This window comes from Pseudomonas libanensis (assembly GCF_001439685.1).
In the GTDB taxonomy this organism is placed as follows: Bacteria; Pseudomonadota; Gammaproteobacteria; order Pseudomonadales; family Pseudomonadaceae; genus Aquipseudomonas; species Aquipseudomonas libanensis.
On the sequence record NZ_JYLH01000004.1, the window covers coordinates 281,839 to 303,613 of the forward strand.

At 60.3% G+C, this 21,775-nt stretch carries 21 protein-coding genes and 1 riboswitch; of the genes, 7 read left to right on the forward strand and 14 right to left on the reverse strand.

The genetic code is table 11. The features are described from left to right. Positions 1–73: 73 nt before the first annotated feature. Positions 74–319, reverse strand: a riboswitch (cobalamin riboswitch). 99 nt (positions 320–418) lie between these two features. After that, positions 419–1,732 carry a PQQ-dependent sugar dehydrogenase gene (locus TU73_RS08560; protein ID WP_057011826.1) on the forward strand — a complete coding sequence of 438 codons (1,314 nt, stop codon included), beginning with the start codon at positions 419–421 and terminating at the stop codon, positions 1,730–1,732. A gap of 123 nt (positions 1,733–1,855) precedes the next feature. Here TU73_RS08560 and TU73_RS08565 read toward each other — a convergent pair whose 3' ends face one another. From TU73_RS08565 to TU73_RS08585, 5 genes are all read right to left on the reverse strand, one after another. Then, a complete protein-coding gene (locus TU73_RS08565; RefSeq protein ID WP_034117134.1) occupies positions 1,856–2,395 on the reverse strand; it encodes a C40 family peptidase in 540 nt (179 codons plus the stop codon). A 144-nt stretch (positions 2,396–2,539) separates the two neighbouring features. Next, the gene (locus TU73_RS08570) at positions 2,540–3,169 is read right to left on the reverse strand and encodes a C40 family peptidase (RefSeq protein ID WP_057011827.1); all 630 of its coding nucleotides are present in this window, start codon (positions 3,167–3,169) and stop codon (positions 2,540–2,542) included. Between the two features lie 209 nt (positions 3,170–3,378). Continuing rightward, a complete protein-coding gene (gene hda, locus TU73_RS08575) occupies positions 3,379–4,083 on the reverse strand; it encodes a DnaA regulatory inactivator Hda (protein ID WP_003193052.1) in 705 nt (234 codons plus the stop codon). A gap of 204 nt (positions 4,084–4,287) precedes the next feature. Beyond that, entirely contained in the window at positions 4,288–5,361 is a 1,074-nt protein-coding gene (locus tag TU73_RS08580) for an AI-2E family transporter (RefSeq protein WP_043048930.1), read from the reverse strand. A 59-nt stretch (positions 5,362–5,420) separates the two neighbouring features. Then, complete coding sequence (locus TU73_RS08585; RefSeq protein ID WP_057011828.1) at positions 5,421–6,461, reverse strand: DUF2066 domain-containing protein; 1,041 nt, start codon at positions 6,459–6,461, stop codon at positions 5,421–5,423. A gap of 352 nt (positions 6,462–6,813) precedes the next feature. Here TU73_RS08585 and purM point away from each other — a divergent pair, with 352 nt between their 5' ends. From purM to TU73_RS28175, 4 genes are all read left to right on the forward strand, one after another. Then, a complete protein-coding gene (gene purM, locus TU73_RS08590; RefSeq protein ID WP_057011829.1) occupies positions 6,814–7,872 on the forward strand; it encodes a phosphoribosylformylglycinamidine cyclo-ligase in 1,059 nt (352 codons plus the stop codon). After that, positions 7,872–8,522: a phosphoribosylglycinamide formyltransferase gene (purN, locus tag TU73_RS08595; protein WP_057011830.1), complete on the forward strand. Its 651-nt coding sequence runs from the start codon at positions 7,872–7,874 to the stop codon at positions 8,520–8,522. The genes purM and purN overlap by 1 nt, the downstream gene beginning before the upstream one ends. Positions 8,523–8,530: 8 nt before the next feature. Then, positions 8,531–9,244, forward strand: coding sequence for a DUF3108 domain-containing protein (locus tag TU73_RS08600; RefSeq protein ID WP_057011831.1), 714 nt, complete (start codon positions 8,531–8,533; stop codon positions 9,242–9,244). 364 nt (positions 9,245–9,608) lie between these two features. Then, entirely contained in the window at positions 9,609–9,797 is a 189-nt protein-coding gene (locus TU73_RS28175; protein WP_043048934.1) for a hypothetical protein, read from the forward strand. Positions 9,798–9,893: 96 nt separating this feature from the next. Here the strand turns inward: TU73_RS28175 and TU73_RS08610 are convergent, their stop codons facing one another. The 7 genes from TU73_RS08610 to TU73_RS08640 all read right to left on the reverse strand — a co-directional run bounded on the left by TU73_RS08610 (position 9,894) and on the right by TU73_RS08640 (position 17,676). Continuing rightward, a complete protein-coding gene (locus TU73_RS08610) occupies positions 9,894–10,439 on the reverse strand; it encodes a DUF2058 domain-containing protein (protein WP_057011833.1) in 546 nt (181 codons plus the stop codon). A 25-nt stretch (positions 10,440–10,464) separates the two neighbouring features. Next, entirely contained in the window at positions 10,465–11,298 is an 834-nt protein-coding gene (gene mazG / locus TU73_RS08615; RefSeq protein ID WP_057011834.1) for a nucleoside triphosphate pyrophosphohydrolase, read from the reverse strand. A 152-nt stretch (positions 11,299–11,450) separates the two neighbouring features. Continuing rightward, positions 11,451–13,694 (reverse strand): GTP diphosphokinase, encoded by a 2,244-nt coding sequence (gene relA / locus TU73_RS08620; protein ID WP_057011835.1) that lies wholly within the window; start codon positions 13,692–13,694, stop codon positions 11,451–11,453. Between the two features lie 121 nt (positions 13,695–13,815). Continuing rightward, entirely contained in the window at positions 13,816–15,168 is a 1,353-nt protein-coding gene (gene rlmD / locus TU73_RS08625) for a 23S rRNA (uracil(1939)-C(5))-methyltransferase RlmD (RefSeq protein ID WP_057011836.1), read from the reverse strand. After that, positions 15,168–16,070 carry a cysteine synthase CysM gene (cysM, locus tag TU73_RS08630; RefSeq protein ID WP_057011837.1) on the reverse strand — a complete coding sequence of 301 codons (903 nt, stop codon included), beginning with the start codon at positions 16,068–16,070 and terminating at the stop codon, positions 15,168–15,170. Before cysM ends, rlmD begins: the two co-directional genes overlap by 1 nt. Positions 16,071–16,176: 106 nt before the next feature. Next, positions 16,177–16,776 (reverse strand): tRNA-uridine aminocarboxypropyltransferase, encoded by a 600-nt coding sequence (locus TU73_RS08635; RefSeq protein WP_057011838.1) that lies wholly within the window; start codon positions 16,774–16,776, stop codon positions 16,177–16,179. 6 nt (positions 16,777–16,782) lie between these two features. Next, positions 16,783–17,676, reverse strand: a complete 894-nt coding sequence (locus tag TU73_RS08640; RefSeq protein WP_032895879.1) for a LysR family transcriptional regulator — start codon at positions 17,674–17,676, stop codon at positions 16,783–16,785. A gap of 153 nt (positions 17,677–17,829) precedes the next feature. Between TU73_RS08640 and speB the strand changes: the two genes are divergently transcribed. Together speB and TU73_RS08650 are read left to right on the forward strand one after the other, a co-directional pair. Then, a complete protein-coding gene (speB, locus tag TU73_RS08645) occupies positions 17,830–18,780 on the forward strand; it encodes an agmatinase (protein ID WP_057011839.1) in 951 nt (316 codons plus the stop codon). A 163-nt stretch (positions 18,781–18,943) separates the two neighbouring features. Next, on the forward strand, positions 18,944–20,326 hold the full coding sequence (locus TU73_RS08650) for a sodium:solute symporter family protein (RefSeq protein ID WP_057011840.1): 1,383 nt from the start codon (positions 18,944–18,946) through the stop codon (positions 20,324–20,326). A 192-nt stretch (positions 20,327–20,518) separates the two neighbouring features. On the opposite strand, the gene TU73_RS29475 is transcribed toward TU73_RS08650, so the two are convergent. Together TU73_RS29475 and ptrR are read right to left on the reverse strand one after the other, a co-directional pair. After that, positions 20,519–20,641, reverse strand: coding sequence for a PA1414 family protein (locus TU73_RS29475; RefSeq protein ID WP_003193089.1), 123 nt, complete (start codon positions 20,639–20,641; stop codon positions 20,519–20,521). Between the two features lie 142 nt (positions 20,642–20,783). Beyond that, on the reverse strand, positions 20,784–21,677 hold the full coding sequence (gene ptrR / locus TU73_RS08655) for a putrescine utilization regulator PtrR (RefSeq protein WP_057011841.1): 894 nt from the start codon (positions 21,675–21,677) through the stop codon (positions 20,784–20,786). Positions 21,678–21,775 lie beyond the last annotated feature (98 nt).

Consider the following 21,775-nt stretch of genomic DNA (forward strand, 5'->3'; position numbering starts at 1 on the left):
CTCCGTTGGGGCTGGACAAAAAACGGCGGGCAGGAAAAAGAAAAAACAGACAGCCAAGCATCGCCCACCGTGATGCTGTTGAATGTTCAAGGCCGGTCTCCGGACTCATGAGTGGCGCGTCTTATCGAAGCAGCCGAGGGCGCGCCTTCCCATATCGCGAGCGATACAGTGGCAAACAGCACCGTCTTGACTCATTTACCGTTGCGGGGGCAGCGCCGGAATCGCGGCAACACTGTGTACAAGTGCGCTCACTCACCGGCTTCCCTGTTTCACTCTGCCGACGCGCACGCCACAGAGCACCTGGAACAAGCCGCGAAGGTTAGTGGGTTGGGGGTGGAGCGTCAATTAAAGCTGGCCTGGTACTTGAACCATCCGCACACCGTGCTTCTCTACCTTTACAGGTACCTAGGAGAAAACCATGCATAAAACCCGACTCGCCTTACTGATCATGCTCGCCGGCGGCCTCACCGCCTGCGGTGAAAGCTCTACCTTGCAGGTCTCCGACGGCACCGGGCCTGCGCCCAAGCTGCCGCAGCCGAACAAGACCCTGGTCCCCACCGTCAATATCGCCCCGGCCATCGGCTGGCCGGAGGGCGCCAAGCCAACCGCCGCTGCCGGCACCCGGGTTGCCGCGTTCGCCGAGGGTTTGGATCACCCGCGCTGGCTCTACGTACTACCCAACGGCGACGTGCTGGTGGCCGAGACCAATGCACCACCCAAGCCGGACGATTCCAAAGGCGTGCGTGGCTGGGTAATGGAAAAAGTCATGGGCCGTGCCGGTGCTGGCGTGCCGAGCCCCAACCGCATTACGTTGCTGCGCGATGCCGATCACGATGGCGTGGCCGAAACCCGCACGGTGTTCCTGGAGAATCTCAATTCGCCCTTTGGCATGACACTGGTCGGCAACGACCTGTATGTGGCGGACTCGGATAAGTTGCTGCGCTTCCCCTATCAGCCTGGTGAAACCGCGATCAAAGCCCAGGGCACTACGGTCGTGGACCTACCGGGCGGGCCGTTGAACCACCACTGGACGAAAAACGTGGTAGCCAGCAAGGATGGCAGCAAGTTGTATGTGAGCGTCGGTTCCAACAGCAACGTCGGCGAAAACGGCCTGGAGGCAGAGCAGGGCCGCGCCGCTATCTGGGAAGTCGACCGCGCCAGCGGCAAGCACCGCATTTTTGCCTCCGGCCTGCGCAACCCCAACGGCATGGCGTGGGAACCACAGAGCGGCAAGCTGTGGACGGCGGTCAACGAGCGCGATGAAATCGGCAGTGATCTAGTGCCGGATTACATCACCTCGGTCAAGGATGGCGGGTTTTATGGCTGGCCCTTCAGCTATTACGGCCAGCATGTGGATGTGCGTGTCACGCCGCAAAACCCTGATCTGGTCGCCAAGGCCATCGCGCCGGACTATGCGGTAGGTCCTCATACCGCCTCACTGGGGCTGACATTCGCCGAGGGCAATAAACTGCCCGCGCAGTTCAGCAACGGTGCGTTTATCGGCCAGCATGGTTCGTGGAATCGCAAGCCGCACAGTGGCTACAAGGTGATTTTCGTGCCGTTTGAAGGGGGCCAGCCAAAAGGACAGCCGGTGGATGTGCTCACAGGGTTTCTCAACAGCGATGAGAAAGCCATGGGCCGGCCGGTCGGCGTGGTGATTGATCAGCAGGGGGATTTGCTGGTGGCCGATGATGTGGGCAATAAGGTTTGGCGGGTGTCGGCTGTTAAGTAAATCGCCACACACCGATGTGGGAGCGGGCTTGCCCGCGATTACGGTGGCCCAGCCAACTAATCCGTTAACTGACACACTGCATTCGCGGGCAAGCCCGCTCCCACATTTTGGAGTTTTATTGATTCAGGGGTTACGCGCCAGATTCCCTGGCAACACGCGTTTGGCACTCAGGTAGGCATTCTGCCAATACGCTTTGGATAGCGTATCCAGCTTCACCGTACCGCCGGTCTGTGGCGCATGCACAAAGCGCCCTTCGCCGACATAAATACCCGCATGGCTGACCCGCGAACCACCACCGGTGGCGAAGAACAGCAGGTCACCGGTTTGCAGGTTCTGCTCGCTGACGTCCTGGGCACGCATCACAATCAGCTCGCGGGTGGTGCGCGGCAGGGAGATACCGGCGGCATCGCGGAATACAAAGCCAATCAAGCCGCTGCAATCAAATCCCGAGTCCGGCGTGTTGCCGCCCCAACGATAAGGCGTGCCGACCAGGCCCAGGGCGCGGAAGAGCACATCTTCGGCAGCGGGCGAGAAATTCTGGGTGGCGTAGTTGAACACCGGCTTGGGCTTGACCGCTACAGGCGCGGGCGGCGGTGGACGGCTCGCGCAGGCGCTGAGCAGCGCGGCGCAAACAATAAGAATCAGGCGGGCCGAGGTCGACATGTGCAGAACAATCCTGGTCTGGATGCGGCTTTCGCTGCCGAACGTTGAAAACCAGAACGCGCAAGCAAAGCTCGCGCGAACGGATGACAACAATGTCCAGGGATTCTAGCGCTTACACGTCAAACTTCAAGTATCACTTTAACTTTACTTACTAGCGGTAACTGTAGTCGGGGCCATGGCAAGTGCGCGCTTGGCTTCGATAAAGGTTTTGCTCCAGTAGCTGTCACCCAGATTATCGACCCGGACACCACCACTGCGGCGGCTGCTGGAGTGAATAAACTGGTTATCACCCAAGTAGATACCAGCGTGGCTGACACGCCCACGACCACTGGTACTAAAGAAAAGCAGATCACCCGGCTTGAGGTTGTTGCGTGCGACCAACGGTGCATCCACGTTGATCATTTCGCGCGTCGAGCGAGGCAGATTCATGCCGGCTTCTTCACGAAACAGGTAACCGATGAAGCCGCTGCAGTCGAAACCAGCTTCAGAGGTACCGCCAAAACGGTAACGTGTACCGATCAGGGACTTGCCGCGCTCAAGGATGCTGTCAGCCAGCAAAGGCAGCTGGTAAGGCTTGCTGCCGGAGAAATCGACCAGTTCCTTTTCAGTGGCCAGCTCTTCCTCATAAACAGTGGAAGACTGGGCGGCGACAAATTTTTGTTGAGTCTGCTGTTGTGGCTTCTGCTGCTCTACCACCTGCTGAGGGTGGGAGGCGCAACCAAACAACAGGGTAACGAGTGCGAGAGGCACGAGGGGTGCGAAGCGATTTAGCATGGGCACGACCGTGGCTGATGTGTAAAGAAGCCGAGACTATGCCCTCTATCACATCGATTTGCAAATTCAATCGCGATCTATGTGACTTCTGGTTTCGACCATGACATCTAAGCCGTAATTCCATTTATCGCTGCTACTGCGTGGCCTGACGGGCTCAAGCGCAGGTTTTCTGGCGCCTGAAAAGTGCCGAACCATAGCAAATCAATCACTTACCAACCCAAGGTTTCTTTCAGGAAAGGGATCGTCAATTTCCTTTGCGCCTGCAACGAGGCCTGGTCGAGCTGTTCGAGCAAATCGAACAACGCGCTCATGCTGCGAGTGCCACGGGTAAGGATAAAGTGCCCGACTTCATCGGTCAGGTGCAGGCCGCGACGGGACGCGCGCAGTTGCAGGGCACGCAACTTGTCTTCGTCGGACAACGGGCGCATCTGGAAGATCAGCGCCAGGGTCAGGCGAGACTTGAGGTCAGCCAGCTTCACCGGCAGCTCACGCGGTGAAGTCGATGCGGCGATCAGCAGGCGGCGGCCGCTGTCGCGCAGGCGGTTGAACAGATGAAACAGCGCTTCTTCCCATTCCGCTTTGCCGGCCACTGCCTGCAAGTCGTCGAGACACACCAGCTCGTACTGCTCAAGGTTGTCGAAGATGCCGATACCGCGATCCATCAACTCGGCCAGGGGCAGGTACACCGCCGGCTCCCCCATCTGCTCGAAACGCAGGCATGCGGCCTGCAGCAGGTGGGTACGCCCCACGCCATGCTTGCCCCACAGGTAGATCAGGCTTTCAGTCCACCCGGCGTCGGCTTCGCAGAGCCGCTCGACATAGCCGAGTGCAGCGGCATTGGCGCCTGGGTAGTAGTTGATAAAGGTAGCGTCATCACGCAGACGCACACCTAGGGGCAGCTGAATCGGTTTCATGCTGACTGAACGGCTCCCATCGAACCGTTAGTGGCCTCTATGTAAAGTTTGCAAAGTTTATACCCGTGACGCCGGGCGCACAATGCAGCAGACCACAAGCAAAATCAAAGGTTTGCGTTAACCTGGCGAATTTACGCGAATTGTTTGACGCACCCGCCGCCATAAATGACAAACCCGGCCTGAGCCGGGTTTGTGACATCACGATTACAAATCAGGCTCATCAATGCCTGTATACACGTCCGAATCCTTATACAAGTCGTGTACATGCCGTACCAGCACCATGATCACCGCCGCCACCGGCAGCGCGAGCAGGATGCCGGTAAAGCCGAACAACTCGCCACCGGCCAGGATCGCAAAGATCACCGCCACCGGGTGCAGGCCAATCCGATCGCCCACCAGCAGCGGCGTCAGCACCATGCCTTCCAACGCCTGGCCGACCATGAATACCGCGACAATCCCCAGCATCGGGTAAAGGTCGCCGCCAAACTGGAACAAGCCCGCCACCAGCGCCGCACCGATACCAATCACAAAGCCCATGTACGGCACGATAGCCGCCAGGCCCGCGATCAGGCCGATCAACAGCCCCAGCTCCAGGCCGATCGCCATCAGACCGGCAGCGTAGATAACCCCCAAGGCCAGCATCACCAGCAATTGGCCGCGCACAAATGCACCGAGCACCTCATGGCATTCTCCTGCCAGCGAGACGATGCGTTCTTCGCGGTCGCGGGGCAGCAGGCTGCGGATCTTGGCCATCATGATGTCCCAGTCCCGCAGCAGGTAGAACGCCACCACCGGGATCAGCACCAGGTTGGTCAACCAGCCGATCAGCGCCAGGCTTGAAGCGGTCGCCTGGCTGAGCACCACACTGACGATGTCGGTGGTCTTGTCCATGTGCTCGCTGATGGCCGCCTTGACCTTGTCGAACTTCCAGAAACCATCCGCCAGCCCAAACTTGGACTGCGCCCACGGCATTGCCGTGTGCTGCAACCAGTCGAGCATCTGCGGCGCCAGTTCATAGAGACGAAACAGTTGCTTGGCCAACATCGGCACCAGTATCAACACCAGCGCCGTGATAATCAGCGTGAACAGCGCAAATACCGTAACCACACCCCAAGTGCGCGACATACCGGCTTTTTCCAGGCGATCCACCACAGGATCGAACAGATACGCGAGCAGCAGCGCCACCAGAAACGGCGTCAGGATCGAATGCAGCAAGAACACAAAACCGCACAGCAGAACAATCCCGCCAAGCCACACCCAACGACGCGTATCCGCCATAAACCACTCCATCTGTTATCTATCTACGCCCTCCTTCTATATAGAAGGAGGAACATCATTTACCAACGAAAACGCAGTTGCGCCTGGGGCTCAGGTGCAGCCGCCGGTTGCGTGGCATCCACCACCGGTTGTTGAACCGGGACTTCACCTGCGGGAATTTCCTGCAACTTGGCCAGGCTCAACTGGGTACGCAGTTGCTCGGCGCTGCCATTGACGCGATACACAATGCGATTGCCGTCCACTAATTGCGGCTGACCACCAAAGGGCTCCAGCAGGCGACCCAGGGCGGCGTAGCGCTCCAGGTTCATGCCTTGCACTTCAAGCAGCTGCTCGCTGCTCACCCCCGGCTTGACCGCAAAGCGTGGCGCCAGCGTTTGGCTGACCGCCAGCAATACAGCATCCGCCAGTGCGGCAGTATCAGCGCCCTGGGCAGTGCCCTGCTCGGCCTTGTCGCCCAGCCACAGGCGCCATTTGGCCTGCCACTGGCTACCTTCCTGGCGCGCATGCACCGCCAGCAACGCGTCGGCACCGTAACGCTCGGAGGCTGCACGCAAAGGCGTGGCGTCCGGGCTTTCAAGATTCGGCGCGGTGCCAACCACCTGTTCATCCAGGTCTCCCAGTGGCAAGCGCAGCGGCAAACCCCGGTGTTGCGCAGCTCGGCGCAGGGTCTGGGCAACGGCCTGGCCATCGCCGACCAGGCTGCTGCCTTCGGTTGAGTCGTTCAGCCACCAACCCAGGATCGACGGCCGGTTGCTGCCCCAGATCGACAGGCCCGCATCCCGCAAGGCGCGGTCGGTGCTGACCGGGTCGAAGTCCACTTGCAGGCTTTCCGGCGGGCCGGCGTCGTAGCCGTACTGACTGATGATTTGTTGCGGGTCCTTGCGGATCGCCGCCAGCCCAGGGCCGTCGGCGGCCTTGGCGTCGCCGGTCAGGCGGATCACCAGAGTCTGCACGGCACGCTGGGTGGCCTGGTCGCGCTCTTGGGGCGACTGGCTGCTGACGGGCTCGAGTACTTGATAGAGGCCATTGAGGGTTTCGGCATGGCTCGCCAGGCTGACCAACGACAAGCAGCCTACAAAGAAGAATTTACACAGACGCATGGAAGATTCCCGAACGACAAATTAGCGGCTGGAACAGACCGTGTGAAACCGGTTTAGCCAGGCTGTGACCACGCCAGCCAGCAAAACATTCACAGGGCCTCGATAAGTTTTGGTGCTGTCATAACGATTGCAGATCCAAGGCTATACCTTAACAGCCACCCGGGCAGAGCCGATCAGGATTTTTTCAGCGGTTTTCTACCTATATGGTCCTGCCCGTCGGCCCGAGGATGGCCGCTGCCCCTCAAGCCTGATAAAATCGCGCGCCTTCGCAGACCGTCAACGGCTGGGCCTTTTACCAAAAGCGCCTGCCCGCTCGGTCGTTACCCAGAAATCCCCCCTAAAGGCCTGGATCATGAGCAAGCAACCCTCCCTGAGCTACAAGGACGCCGGTGTAGACATCGACGCCGGTGAAGCATTGGTCGAACGCATCAAGAGCGTCGCCAAGCGCACTGCGCGCCCCGAAGTCATGGGCGGCCTGGGCGGTTTTGGCGCCCTCTGCGAAATCCCGGCCGGCTACAAGCAGCCTGTACTGGTGTCCGGCACCGACGGCGTGGGCACCAAGTTGCGCCTGGCGCTGAACCTGAACAAGCACGACAGCATCGGCATCGACCTGGTTGCCATGTGCGTCAACGACCTGGTGGTGTGCGGTGCCGAGCCGTTGTTCTTCCTCGACTACTACGCCACCGGCAAGCTCAATGTCGAGACCGCGACCCAGGTCGTGACCGGCATCGGCGCCGGCTGCGAACTGTCGGGTTGTTCCCTGGTCGGCGGCGAAACCGCTGAAATGCCAGGCATGTACGAAGGCGAAGACTACGACCTGGCCGGCTTCTGCGTCGGCGTAGTGGAAAAGGCCGAGATCATCGACGGCTCCAAGGTGGCGGCCGGCGACGCCCTGCTCGCCCTGCCATCGTCCGGCCCGCACTCCAACGGCTATTCGCTGATCCGCAAGATCATCGAAGTGTCCGGCGCCGACATCGAGAACATCCAGCTCGAGGGCAAGCCACTGACTGACCTGCTGATGGCGCCGACCCGCATCTACGTCAAGCCGCTGCTCAAGCTGATCAAGGACACTGGCGCAGTCAAGGCCATGGCCCACATCACTGGCGGCGGCCTGCTGGACAACATCCCGCGCGTATTGCCAAAAGGTGCCCAGGCGATTGTCGACGTGGCCAGCTGGCAGCGTCCGGCAGTCTTCGATTGGCTGCAGGAGAAAGGCAACGTCAACGAAACCGAGATGCACCGCGTGCTGAACTGCGGCGTGGGCATGGTCATCTGCGTGGCGCAAGAGCACGTCGAAACCGCGCTGAACCTGTTGCGTGAAGCCGGCGAGCAACCTTGGGTCATCGGCCAGATCGCCACTGCCGCCGAAGGCGCAGCCCAGGTTGAACTGAAGAACCTCAAGGCTCACTGATGCCTTCGACCTGTGATGTCGTGGTGCTGCTTTCCGGCACCGGCAGTAACTTGCAGGCCCTGATCGACAGCACGCGCACCGGCGACAGCCCGGTGCGCATCGCTGCGGTGATTTCCAACCGCAGCGACGCCTACGGCTTGCAACGCGCCAGGGACGCGGGTATCGACACCCGCTCCCTGGATCACAAGGCGTTCGATGGTCGCGAAGCCTTCGACCGCGCCTTGATCGAACTGATTGACGACTTTGAGCCCAAACTGGTGGTGCTGGCCGGTTTCATGCGCATCCTCAGCGCTGATTTCGTGCGGCATTACGAAGGACGCCTGCTCAATATCCACCCTTCCCTGCTGCCCAAGTACAAAGGCATGCACACCCACCAGCGCGCCCTTGAGGCTGGCGACAGCGAGCATGGCTGCAGCGTGCACTTTGTCACCGAGGAACTCGATGGCGGGCCTCTGGTCGTACAGGCAGTGGTTCCGGTAGAGTCAGGCGACTCAGCGCAGACGCTTGCGCAACGGGTTCATACCCAGGAACACAGGATTTACCCGCTGGCTGTTCGCTGGTTTGCCGAGGGGCGGTTGATTCTCGGTGACCAAGGTGCATTATTGGACGGTCAGTTACTCGCGGCCAGCGGCCACTTGATTCGAACCTAGGAGATTTTATGCGTCGCGCCCTGCTCTTCGCTTTTGCGCTGTTCGCTTTGCCTGCCGTACAAGCGGCAGACCTTCACCCGTTCTCCGTCAGCTACACCGCCGACTGGAAACAGCTGCCCATGAGTGGTTCGGCTGAACGCAGCCTGGTCAAGAATGGCGACGGCACCTGGACCTTGAACTTCAAGGCCTCGATGATGATTGCCAGCCTGACCGAAACCAGCGTGATCCTGTTCGACAAGGACACCCTGCAGCCCAAGAGCTACAGCTTCGAGCGTGGCGGGCTGGGCAAGGCGAAGAAGGTCAATCTGGACTTCGACCAGAGCGCCAAGAAAGTCACCGGCTTTGAAAACAAAGACCCGGTCAATGTCACCCTTGAAAGTGGCATGCTCGACAAGTCCACCTACCAGCTCGCCCTGCAGCGCGACGTGGCTGCCGGCAAGAAAAGCATGAGCTACCGTGTGGTTGAAGGCACTGATACCGACACCTACGACTTCCGCGTGATTGGCCCGGAAAAAGTCCAGACCAAGGTAGGCTCGATCAATGCGATCAAGGTCGAGCGCGTGCGTGACCCGTCGCAGAGCAAGCGCATTACCCAGATGTGGTTTGCCAAGGACCAGGGCGGCATCCTGGTAGCCCTGCGTCAGGTTGAGACGGATGGCAAGGAATACAACATCATGCTGCAGGATGGCACTGTTGATGGCCAGGCCGTCAAGGGCAGCTGATTGCGCTGATGAGTTGCACGAGAGCCTCGCTGATGCGGGGCTTTTTTTTGCCTGGAATTTTTAAGAGAGGCGACTATCGCTATCGCAGGCAAGCCAGCTCCCACATTGGAATGCATTTCAAGGTGGGAGCTGGCTTGCCTGCGATAGCGGTGCCGAGGTCACCCAGGCGACCTGAACATGAAACTTTTGTCATAAAACCCATGCAGCAGCGGCGCAATGTCTTGGTTTACGCGGCCTGCATGATTGTTGCGCCTCCTGCAATGAATTGTTGCATGCAAAAACCGTTTACTTAGCAAGCTAACAAAACATATAACAAAGGCCTGCGACGACTTGCCGCAGATCAACCAGAGATTGGAGCAAGCAGATGACTGTAAAAGTAACTGAACGCGACGATGCACATATGTCCCACGAAGCATTGGGCCATGGGATTCACATCTGGGATGTACACCAACAAGATTTGCTGGTCGGCATGTTTCACAACGAGAGCGATGCTCATAATTATAAAAACGAGCTTGAAACTCTCGAACTGCAACGCCAGGCACAAAGCTCCTGAAACCCTGAGATCCAGCAGCCACCCAGCCCCACGCAGCTGGAGTGCCTGCAAACAAAAACCCCGCCTTTTCGAGCGGGGTTTTTCATATCTAAAGGCTTACCACATCAGGTCATCCGGAATCTGGTAGGCGGCGTACGGATCATCCTCATCCGGCACCTGGCTCTCGGTGAGGAGGTTGAGCTGCACGATACGCTCAGGCGCCCGCTCCTGGATCTTCAGCGCCGCTTCCCGTGGGATCACCTCATAGCCGCCACCGTGGTGCACGATGGCCAGGGAGCCGTTGCTCAGCTTGTTGCGCATCAGTGTGTTGACCGACAGGCGCTTGACCTTCTTGTCATCCACGAAGTTGTAATAGTCCTCAGTGGTCAGCTTGGGCAGGCGCGAGGTCTCGATCAGTTGCTTGACCTGTGCAGTACGGGCCTTGGCCTCGGCTTTTTCCTGTTGCTGACGGTTCAGCTCCTGGTCACGCTTGACCTTCTCGGCGTGGGCCTCGGCGGCCAGGCGTGCCTGGGTGTCATCGACTTCGGCCTGGCCCTTGTGGACCAGGCGCTGCTGCTTCTGTTTCTCTTTGCCGACCTGCTTGGCCTGCTTTTGGTTGACCAGACCTGCTTTGAGCAACTGGTCGCGAAGGGAAAGGCTCATGGTGCTTACTCACTTAGGCAACTGCTCAACCGCAGCTGGACACATTCTTTTCCTGGCGTTTTGCTTCGCCCCACAGGGCGTCCAACGCTTCGAGGGTGCAATCTTCTATGGGTTGGTGCGTATCGCGCAATGCCTGTTCGATAAAACGGAAACGTCGCTCGAACTTGGCATTGGCGCCGCGCAACGCAGTTTCCGGGTCGACCTTGAGGTGACGGGCCAGGTTAACCGCGGCAAACAGCAGGTCACCGACTTCATCGACAATGGCCTGCGGATCATTATCAGCCATGGCTTGCAGCACTTCGTCCAACTCTTCGCGCACGTTATCCACCACCGGCAAGGCGTCCGGCCAGTCGAAACCGACCTGGCTGGCGCGTTTTTGCAACTTGGCAGCACGGGACAAGGATGGCAAGGCGGTTGGCACATCATCGAGCAGGGAAAGCTGCTCCGGAGCGTCGGATTTTTCCGCGCGTTCCTCGGCCTTGATCTGCTCCCAGCGTTCCTTGACCTGCTCTTCGCTCAATTGCGCAATATCCAGCGGCGCATACAGGTCGCCGGTTGGGAACACGTGAGGATGGCGCCGGATCAGCTTGCGCGTGATGCTGTCGATCACCCCGGCAAATTCGAAGCGCCCTTCTTCACGCGCCAACTGGCTGTAATACACCACCTGGAACAGCAGGTCGCCCAGCTCACCTTGCAGATGATCGAAGTCGCCGCGTTCGATGGCGTCAGCCACTTCGTAGGCTTCTTCCAGGGTGTGCGGCACGATGGTGGCGTAGGTTTGCTTGATGTCCCACGGGCAGCCGTATTGCGGGTCCCGCAGGCGGTTCATCAGGTGCAGCAGGTCATCTAGTGAATACATCGATCTCTTTCCGCTGAATATCTAATGTGGGAGCTGGCTTGCCTGCGATGCGGGCGACTCAGTGCTTCAGTTAAACCGAGGCGATGCTATCGCAGGCAAGCCAGCTCCCACAGAAAATAGCTCCACATGTCGGTCAGCTATCATCCAGCTCATCATGGTGTGCGGTTACGCCGGGTTTCGATGATGTTCGGCAACTGGGAAATCCGCCCCAGCAAGCGCCCCAGCGCATCCAGCCCCGGAATCTCGATGGTCAGGGACATCAACGCAGTGTTGTCCTCCTTGTTCGAGCGGGTGTTGACCGCCAGCACGTTGATCCGCTCGTTGAGCAGCACTTGCGAGACGTCACGCAGCAAACCTGAACGGTCGTAGGCACGAATGATGATGTCCACCGGGTAGGTGAGCACCGGCACCGGGCCCCAGCTGACCTGGATGATCCGCTCCGGCTCGCGCCCGCCCAGTTGCAGCACCGAGGCGCAATCCTGGCGGTGAATGCTCACGCCACGGCCCTGGGTGATGTAGCCGACGATGGCGTCGCCCGGCAGCGGCTGGCAGCAACCGGCCATTTGCGTCATCAGGTTGCCCACGCCCTGGATCTGGATATCGCCACGCTTGCCCGGCTTGTAGCCGGTGGCCTTGCGTGGGATGAGTTCCAGCTGTTCGTTGCCGCGCTCCGGCTCGACCAGTTGCTGGGCCAGGTTGACCAGTTGCGCCAGGCGCAGGTCGCCGGCACCGAGGGCGGCAAACATGTCTTCGGCGATCTTCATGTTGGCCTTTTCGGCCAGCTTGTCGAAGTCCACCTGGGGCAGCCCCAGGCGCGTCAGCTCGCGTTCGAGCAGGGTTTTGCCGGCAGCGACGTTCTGGTCGCGTGCCTGCAGCTTGAACCAGTGGACAATCTTCGCCCGCGCCCGCGAGGTGGTGATGTAGCCCAGGTTCGGGTTCAGCCAGTCGCGGCTTGGCGTGCCGTGCTTGCTGGTGATGATCTCGACCTGTTCACCGGTTTGCAGGCTGTAGTTGAGCGGTACGATGCGCCCGTTGATCTTGGCGCCCCGGCAGTTATGGCCGATTTCGGTGTGCACGCGGTAGGCGAAGTCCAGCGGCGTGGCGCCCTTGGGCAAGTCGATGGCATGGCCGTCGGGGGTAAAGATATAGACCCGGTCCGGCTCGATATCCACGCGCAGTTGATCGGCCAGGCCGCCGATGTCGCCGAGTTCTTCGTGCCATTCCAGCACCTGGCGCAGCCAGGAGATCTTCTCTTCGTACTGGTTGGACCCGGCCTTGACGTCGGTGCCCTTATAGCGCCAGTGCGCACACACGCCCAGCTCGGCCTCTTCGTGCATGGCGTGGGTGCGAATCTGCACTTCCAGCACCTTGCCCTCGGGGCCGATCACCGCGGTGTGCAGCGAGCGATAGCCGTTTTCCTTGGGGTTGGCGATGTAGTCGTCGAATTCCTTGGGGATATGACGCCACAGGGTGTGGACGATACCCAGCGCGGTGTAGCAGTCGCGCATTTCCGGCACCAGCACACGCACCGCACGCACGTCGTAGATCTGGCTGAAAGCCAGGCCCTTGCGCTGCATTTTGCGCCAGATGGAATAGATGTGCTTGGCGCGGCCGCTGATGTCGGCGTCCACGCCGGTGGCCTGCAGCTCGGAACGCAGCTGGCCCATCACGTCGCTGATAAAGCGCTCGCGGTCCAGGCGCCGCTCGTGCAGCAGCGTGGCAATCTGTTTGTATTGGTCGGGTTCCAGGTAGCGGAAGGACAGATCCTCCAGCTCCCACTTGATATGGCCGATACCCAGGCGGTGGGCCAGCGGTGCATAGATATCGAAGACTTCACGGGCAACGCGGTTGCGCTTCTCGTCGTCGGCGGTCTTTACCGCACGGATCGCACAGGTGCGCTCGGCCAGTTTGATCAGGGCGACGCGTACGTCGTCGACCATCGCCACCAGCATCTTGCGCAGGTTTTCCACCTGGCCCTGGGTGCCCAGCACCATCGACTGGCGCGGGCTGAGGCTGGCACTGATGGCCGCCATGCGCAGCACGCCGTCAATCAGCTTGGCCACCACCGAGCCGAAGCGCTGGCCAACGGTTGCCAACGGAATATGCCCTTCACGCACGCCGCGATAGAGCACGGCGGCGATCAGCGAATCCTGGTCCAGCTTGAGATCGGCCAGGATCTCGGCGATTTCCAGGCCAGTGCGAAAACTTGAAGTGCCTTCGGCCCAAAGATTCTTGGCCGCATTGTCTTGCTGTTCAGACTCACGAGCGAACTCGCAGGCTGCTTTCAAGGCTTCACGGTCCAGTGCCGGGTCGACACTGACGGCATGATCCAGCCATGCCTCGAGATTGATACTGCCGTCGGTGTTGATCGGCTGGTGTGCTCTCACCTGTACCATCTTGCTTACCTTCCCTACGACGCACCTTCGATGCGCCAAAATCATCGCCGACTTTTACTGCGAGCTCCGTGGCAGTGTTCAGGCCCTGGAGAACGCAGGCCAGTCGGATTAAACGGGCATCCTAGCCCGCTTCAAATAACGCCATGGCCTCGACATGCGCGGTCTGCGGAAACATGTCGAGGATCCCGGCACGCTTTAGCCGGTAGCCTTGCTTGACCAACTCAATCGTGTCCCGCGCCAGCGTGGCTGGGTTGCAGGACACATACACCAGGCGCTTGGCCCCCAAGGCGGCAAGTTTGCGCACAACCTCCAGGGCACCATCGCGGGGTGGATCCAAGAGTACCGCAGAAAAGCCCTGTTTGGCCCATTCTGCGTCGGTCAAAGGCTGGGACAAATCGGCCTGAAAAAACTGCACGTTATGCAAATGGTTGCTGACGGCATTGAGGGCCGCACGGTCAACCATGGCCTGTACGCCCTCCACCGCCACCACTTCGCGTACGTGGCGAGCCAGTGGCAAGGCAAAGTTGCCCAGGCCGCAAAACAGGTCCAGTACCCGTTCGTCGGCTTGTGGCGCCAGCCATTGCAGGGCTTGGGCGACCATCGCCTGGTTGACCCCGGCGTTGACCTGCACAAAGTCGCCCGGACGGTACGCCAGCTCCAGATCCCACGCCTCCAAACGGAAGCCCAGGGCCTGACCCGGTTCGACAGGCTCCGGCTGCCCTTCGCCGTGCAGCCACAATTGGGCGTCATGGAAGGCGCAGAATTCCTTGAGTATCTGCAGGTCAGCCTCGGACAACGGTGCCATATGCCGCAGCAACACCGCGATGGACGAACCGCTGAACAACTCGACATGCCCCAACGCCTGCGGTTTGCTCAAGCGACGCAGCATCATTGGCAAACGCTGCATGATCGGTTGCAAGGCCTGTACCAGCACCGGGCAATCATCGATAGCGACGATGTCCTGGCTAGCCACGGCGCGAAAACCCACCTCGAGTTTTTTCGCCCTGGCATCCCAGCGTACCGCCACACGGGCGCGACGGCGGTAACCGAACTCCGGCCCGCTCAAAGGCGGCGCCCATTCTTGCGGTTCGATACCCGCTACCCGGGACAATTGCTCGGCAAGCATGCGCTGTTTCAGGGCAAGTTGCTCTTCATGGGGCAGGTGCTGCACGCTGCAACCGCCGCAGCGGCCAACATGGGCGCAAGCTGCCGGGCGACGCAGCTCACTGGCCTGGAACACCCGCTCCGTGCGCGCCTCGACCACTTTGCCATGAGCACCCAACACCCGTGCTTCCACCTCTTCGCCGGCCAACGCACCATTGACAAACCAGGTGCGGCCTTCAAAGAACACGATGCCCCGGCCGTCATTGGCCAGGCGCTCGATGGTCAGGCGCTGCTTCTTGCCTATGGGAATCTGCGGGGCCCGGCTGCCGCCCGTCGGTTGGAAGCGCAGGCCTCTCTCGTGCTTGGCCATCAGTTGGGTTCGTCGAAAATGCCGGTCGACAGGTAGCGGTCGCCTCGGTCACAGATGATCGCGACGATCACCGCGTTTTCCACTTCCCTGGACAAGCGCAACATACCGGCCACGGCGCCACCGGAGGACACGCCACAGAAGATGCCCTCTTCACGGGCCAGGCGGCGTGTGGTGTCTTCGGCTTCACGCTGGGCCATGTCGATGATGCGGTCCACCCGCGTGGCGTTGTAGATCTTCGGCAAGTATTCTTCGGGCCAGCGGCGGATGCCCGGGATGGCCGCGCCTTCCATCGGTTGCAGGCCAACGATCTGGATCGCCGGGTTCTGCTCCTTGAGGTAGCGCGAGTTGCCCATGATGGTACCGGTGGTGCCCATGGAGCTGACGAAATGGGTGATGGTGCCCTGGGTCTGGCGCCAGATTTCCGGACCGGTGCTGGTGTAGTGCGCCTCGGGGTTATCACCGTTGGCGAACTGGTCCAGCACTACGCCACGGCCTTCGGCGGCCATGCGCTCAGCGAGGTCACGGGCGCCTTCCATGCCTTCTTCCTGGCTCACCAGAATAAGCTGGGCGCCGTACGCGGTCATCGCCGCCTTGCGCTCGGCACTGCCGTTGTCGGGCATGATCAGCACCATCTTGTAGCCCTTGATCGCGGCGGCCATGGCCAGGGCGATCCCGGTGTTACCGGAGGTGGCTTCGATCAGGGTGTCGCCGGGCTTGATCTGCCCACGCAACTCGGCGCGGGCGATCATCGACAGCGCCGGGCGGTCCTTGACCGAACCGGCCGGGTTGTTCCCTTCAAGCTTGAGCAACAGGGTATTGCTGGTTTCACCCGCCATGCGTTGCAAGCGGACCAGGGGCGTGTTGCCGACGCAATCGGCGATTGTTGGGTACTGCAAGGTCATGGCGTATTCGCAATCCAGACTGCGGGGGCGAACATCATACCGGGAAAGGCCGGCGGGCCATATCACGCAAAGTGTAGTGCTTATGGCTTAAAGGCATAAGCCGGGTTTATGTCGGGTCGCCATGGTTGCGCTGGAATACTTCATTGCCCATCGCAGCAATCTGCCCTTCGATCAGCGCTTCAAAGGGTTTGAGCAGTGGCTCAAACGACGTCGGCGCTTCCAACACCTGCAGCGCTTGCGCAATCGCTTCGACCGTCGATAACGCTCCAGGCCCCGGCGCCTTGCGCAAGCGATACCGGGAGACGCCACCGTTGGCCAATGTCACGTGGGGCAACGCCGCCAGCAACGGGTTGAGGTGCAACAGTTTGCGCGCCTTGCGCCAAGTGCCATCGGGCACCACCAGCAACAGCGGCTGGTCATTGGGCGCATAGGCTTGCAACGGCTGGGCATTATCGGCAGGAAACAACAGCCGCGCCTGATACCCAGGCGGGTTCAATAACGTCGCCAGGTCATCAAACACCTCGCCCACCAGCAACTGCGCATTATTCAAGCCCAACGCCGCCAACCGTGCGGTATTGAGCGCATGGTTGACCTCGCTCGGATGCTGCAACAGCAACACGCGGGTACGGCTGTCGAGGCGGGGGATCAGCGCACAGAGACAGTGAGTGGTCGGCCGCAGGCAGCGCGGGCATTGGGGTCTAGACATATGTTTTCAGGCCTGGTTGAGCTGGGTCTTGAGCAAGTCGCGGAAAGTCTGGATCAGCGGTTCACGGCTGCGACCACGGCGCATGATCATCGAAAACGGTGCCTGGTAGCCGAACGTGGCGGGCAGCAATACACGCAGGTCGCCCTTGTCGGCCCACGCCTGGGCATAGTGCTCGGGCAGGTAGCCGATGTACGCGCCGGACAGCACCAGGATCAGTTGAGCCTCCATACTTTCCACCGTCGCGGCACTGTGCTTGAAGCCGTGGCGCGCCAGCTCGGCCTGGCTCCAATAGCCACGACCGACCATGCGCTGCTGGGTGATCACTTGTTCAGGGATACGCCGCTCATTGAACAGCGGATGCCGGGTGCTGCAATACAGCCAGTGCTGTTCGCGGTACAGCGGCATGTAGACCAGCCCGCTCATGCGATTGGAAAACGCGCCGATGGCCAGGTCCAGGCGGTTGTCCTGTACGCCCAGTTGCAGTTCATAGGGGCTCATCACCGACAGGTGCAGGTGCACTGCCGGGTGCTCCAGGCTGTAGGCGCCGATCACCTCGGCGAAGGGCAAGGCCTTGTCGCTGACGGTGGAGTCGAGCACGCCGAGCTTGAGGGTACCGCGCAGCTCGCCTTTCAACGCCGCGGCGTATTGTTCGAAGCCTTCCAGTTCGCCCAGCAGGCGCAGGGTTTCCTGATGAAACAGCTCGCCCTTGCTGGTCAGGCTGAAACCACCACGACCACGATGGCACAGCACCAGGCCCAAGGCTGATTCCAGCTGGCTCATATAGGTGCTGATGGCCGATGTGGACAGGTTGAGTTCGTGCTGGGCATTGGCGAAACCCTGATGGCGCACGACGCTGACGAAGATGCGCAGCAGTTTCAGGTCGGGCAGGGCGTTGGCCATGGTCGGCTCCGGGCGTGGAGGGAGAATGGAAGTCTACCTGTGCGCATTAGTTTAGAAAAACCTGAACTAAGTATTTGCCCCAGCCGATTCTTCCTACGCCAGGCTTTTCGCAGAATCGGCCACTAATAAACAAAACAACGATGAGGCAATCCCGTGGACAAGATTTTCCACCAACCACTGGGCGGCAACGAAATGCCGCGCTTCGCCGGCATCGCCACCATGATGCGTCTTCCTCACCTGCAAACGGCCAAGGGCCTGGACGCCGCCTTTATCGGCGTGCCCCTGGATATCGGCACCTCATTGCGCGCCGGTACGCGTTTCGGCCCACGGGAGATCCGTGCCGAGTCGGTGATGATCCGTCCGTATAACATGGCCACCGGCGCGGCACCGTTCGACTCGCTGTCGGTGGCCGATATCGGCGACGTGGCGATCAACACCTTCAACCTGCTCGACGCCGTGCGCATCATCGAAGAGGCCTACGATGAAATCCTTGAGCACGATGTGATCCCCCTGACCCTGGGCGGCGACCACACCATCACCCTGCCGATCCTGCGGGCGATCCACAAGAAACACGGCAAGGTCGGGCTGGTGCACATCGACGCCCACGCCGACGTCAACGATCATATGTTCGGCGAGAAAATCGCCCACGGCACCACCTTCCGCCGTGCCGTGGAAGAAGGCTTGCTCGATTGCCACCGCGTGGTGCAGATCGGCCTGCGTGCCCAGGGCTACACCGCCGAAGATTTCAACTGGAGCCGCAAACAGGGCTTTCGAGTGGTACAGGCCGAAGAATGCTGGCATCACTCCCTTGCGCCATTGATGGCCGAAGTACGCGAGAAAGTCGGCGGCGGCCCGGTGTACCTGAGCTTCGACATCGACGGCATCGACCCCGCCTGGGCGCCCGGCACCGGCACCCCGGAAATCGGCGGGCTGACCACCATCCAGGCCATCGAAATCATCCGCGGTTGCCAGGGCCTCGACCTGATTGGCTGCGACCTGGTAGAAGTTTCGCCGCCCTACGACACCACCGGCAACACCTCGCTGCTCGGCGCCAACCTGCTGTACGAGATGCTTTGCGTACTGCCGGGCGTGGCGCATCGCTGATGAGCGCGCACGAGGTATGAAAATAACAAGAACCGTCTTTACACACTGACAACCAAGGGGGTCGTAGAGCCCCCTCCTCGAGATACCAGACTTTTGCTCGCGTGTTTACGGAGCCGGCTGCCGCCTGATCGACCATAAAAAATATAATCGGAGAATCACCGCCATGGCTTTGGATTTATTCGTCGTACTCCTCTACGCCGCCGGCATGCTCGTGCTCGGCTACTACGGCATGCGCCGTGCCAAGACCCACGAAGACTACCTGGTGGCCGGCCGTAACCTCGGCCCGTCGCTGTACATGGGTACCATGGCCGCCACGGTATTGGGCGGTGCGTCCACCGTCGGCACCGTGCGCCTGGGTTATGTGCACGGCATTTCAGGTTTCTGGCTGTGCGCCGCGCTGGGTGCGGGGATCATTGCGCTGAACCTGTTCCTGGCCAAGCCGCTGTTGAAGTTGAAGATATTCACCGTCACCCAGGTCCTGGAAAAACGCTACAACCCAATGGCGCGTCAGGCCAGTGCGGTGATCATGCTGGCCTACGCGCTGATGATCGGGGTGACTTCGATCCTGGCCATCGGCACTGTGCTGCAAGTGCTGTTCGACCTGCCGTTCTGGGTGTCGGTACTGGTAGGCGGTGGCGTGGTGGTGGTGTATTCGACCATCGGCGGCATGTGGTCGCTGACCCTCACCGATATCGTGCAATTCGTGATCAAGACCGTCGGCCTGATGTTCATCCTGCTGCCGATCTGCCTGTACCGCGTCGGCGGCTGGGACGAACTGGTGGCCAAGCTGCCAGCGTCGAACTTCAACTTTACCGCCATTGGCTGGGACACGATCATCACCTACTTCATGATCTACTTCTTCGGCATCCTGATCGGCCAGGATATCTGGCAGCGCGTGTTCACTGCCCGTGATGAAAAGGTCGCCCAATACGCCGGCACGTTCGCAGGTTTCTACTGCATCCTCTACGGCTTGGCCTGCGCGCTGATCGGCATGGCCGCCCATGTGCTGATCCCGGACCTGGACAACGTCAACAATGCCTTCGCCGCCATCGTCAAAGCTTCGTTGCCGGATGGCATCCGTGGCCTGGTCATCGCCGCCGCACTGGCCGCGATGATGTCCACCGCCAGCGCCGGCTTGCTCGCCGCCTCCACCGTACTGACCGAAGACCTGCTGCCACGGCTGCGCGGTGGCAAGCAATCGAGCTTGCGCATCAATCGCTTGTTCACCCTGCTGACCGGCGTCGCCGTACTGGGTATCGCCCTGGTGGTGAACGATGTGATCGGCGCCCTGACCCTGGCCTATAACCTGCTGGTAGGCGGCATGTTGGTGCCATTGATTGGCGCGATCTTCTGGAGACGTGCGACAACCTCCGGGGCGATCACGTCCATGACCCTGGGCTTTGTGACCGCGTTGGTGTTTATGTTCAAGGATGGGCTGGACGCAAACACGCCGATTTACTACAGCCTGGCGGTCGCGCTGGTAAGTTTTGTGCTGGTGAGCTTACTGTCGCGTCGCCCCAACAAAGTGGCGACTGCGGTGGTTTGAGCTATAACAGGGACGGGGATACTTTCTTCAGCGGGCGCGACGTCGGAGGTCGCGCCCGTTTTTTTTCGCCTAGTGCAAAACAACTGTGGGAGCGGGCTTGCTCGCGAAAGCGGTGTATCAGCCAACGAAAAGGTTGAATGACACTCTGCTTTCGCGAGCAAGCCCGCTCCCACATTTTTTGTGACCGCGTAATTAGCGGCGACGTGGCCGACGCTGCTCATCATCCGTACGGATCGGCACCGGTTGCAGCGGCGGCTCGATCAAGCCCAGCGCAACGCCAAGGTCATGGAGCCAGTTCTGGATTTTCTCTTTCATGGTTGCCCCCTTTGAGGGTAGTGCTGGTCGGCGTGAGTTCTGTCGCCGTTTCCTACAGTGATAGTAGCCCTAAGTCCTAGGTATTGCTTGAACGAAACCACAACGAACTATTACTGGATTGATCCGAATCCTGACGGATCGTTCAAGCAATCGCACGGGTATCTGGCAAAGACTCGGCTCTACCCTCTTGCTGCAGGTCGATCCATGCGTTGAGGTTAGCGCCGAGCATACCCTTTCGCCACATCAGCCAGGTGGTTGCAGTGGCAAAAGGCCCAGTCAGCGGATGAACGGACACGCTGTCCTTGCCTGGCAGGCTGTCGAGCATGGATTCGGACATCAACGCCACACCGGAACCGGCGATCACGCAAGCGAGCATGCCCTGGTAGGACTCGATCTCGATCGCCCGCCCCATGGCGACGCGATCGTGGGAAAACCAGGTTTCCAAGCGTGTGCGGTAGGCGCAGCTGCGTCGAAAAGTGAACACCGAACGGCCAGCCACATCCTGTGGACCGCGCACCGGCGGGTGATCAGCCTCGCAAATCAGCACCAGGCGCTCTTCGCACAGCGGCACACCATCCAAGCTGGCGATCGTCATCGGACCGTCCACAAAAGCTGCGTCCAGACGCCCAGTAATCAAACCTTCCAGCAGTTCCCCGCTGGGTGCCGACTGCACCTGCAGGTTCACCATGGGATAAGTCTTGTGATAACGCGCCAGCAGTTTCGGCAAGTGGACTGCCGCGGTGCTGTACATGCTGCCCAGCACAAAATCACCGGCCGGTTGCCCGCCTTGTACGGCGCCGTGGGCTTCGTCATGCAACGCCAGCAGCCGAGTGCTGTAATCCAGCAGCACCTTGCCCGCAGGAGAAAGCTGCAAACGCTGGCGTTCGCGAACGAACAGCTCGACGCCGAGCTGTTCTTCCATCTGCTTGAGCCGGGTCGACAGGTTCGAGGGCACGCGGTGCAGACGCTCAGCCGCACGGGTAATGGAGCCCTCTTCGGCTACGGCCTGGAAAATCCGCAATTGGCTGAACTCCATACCTTTCTCCAAAACTGAACAAGTTACTCACTATTATTCAATTTTACAGAAAGTCAATCCGTCTTAGCCTGCAAGTCATTCGCTTTCTTGCAGGAACC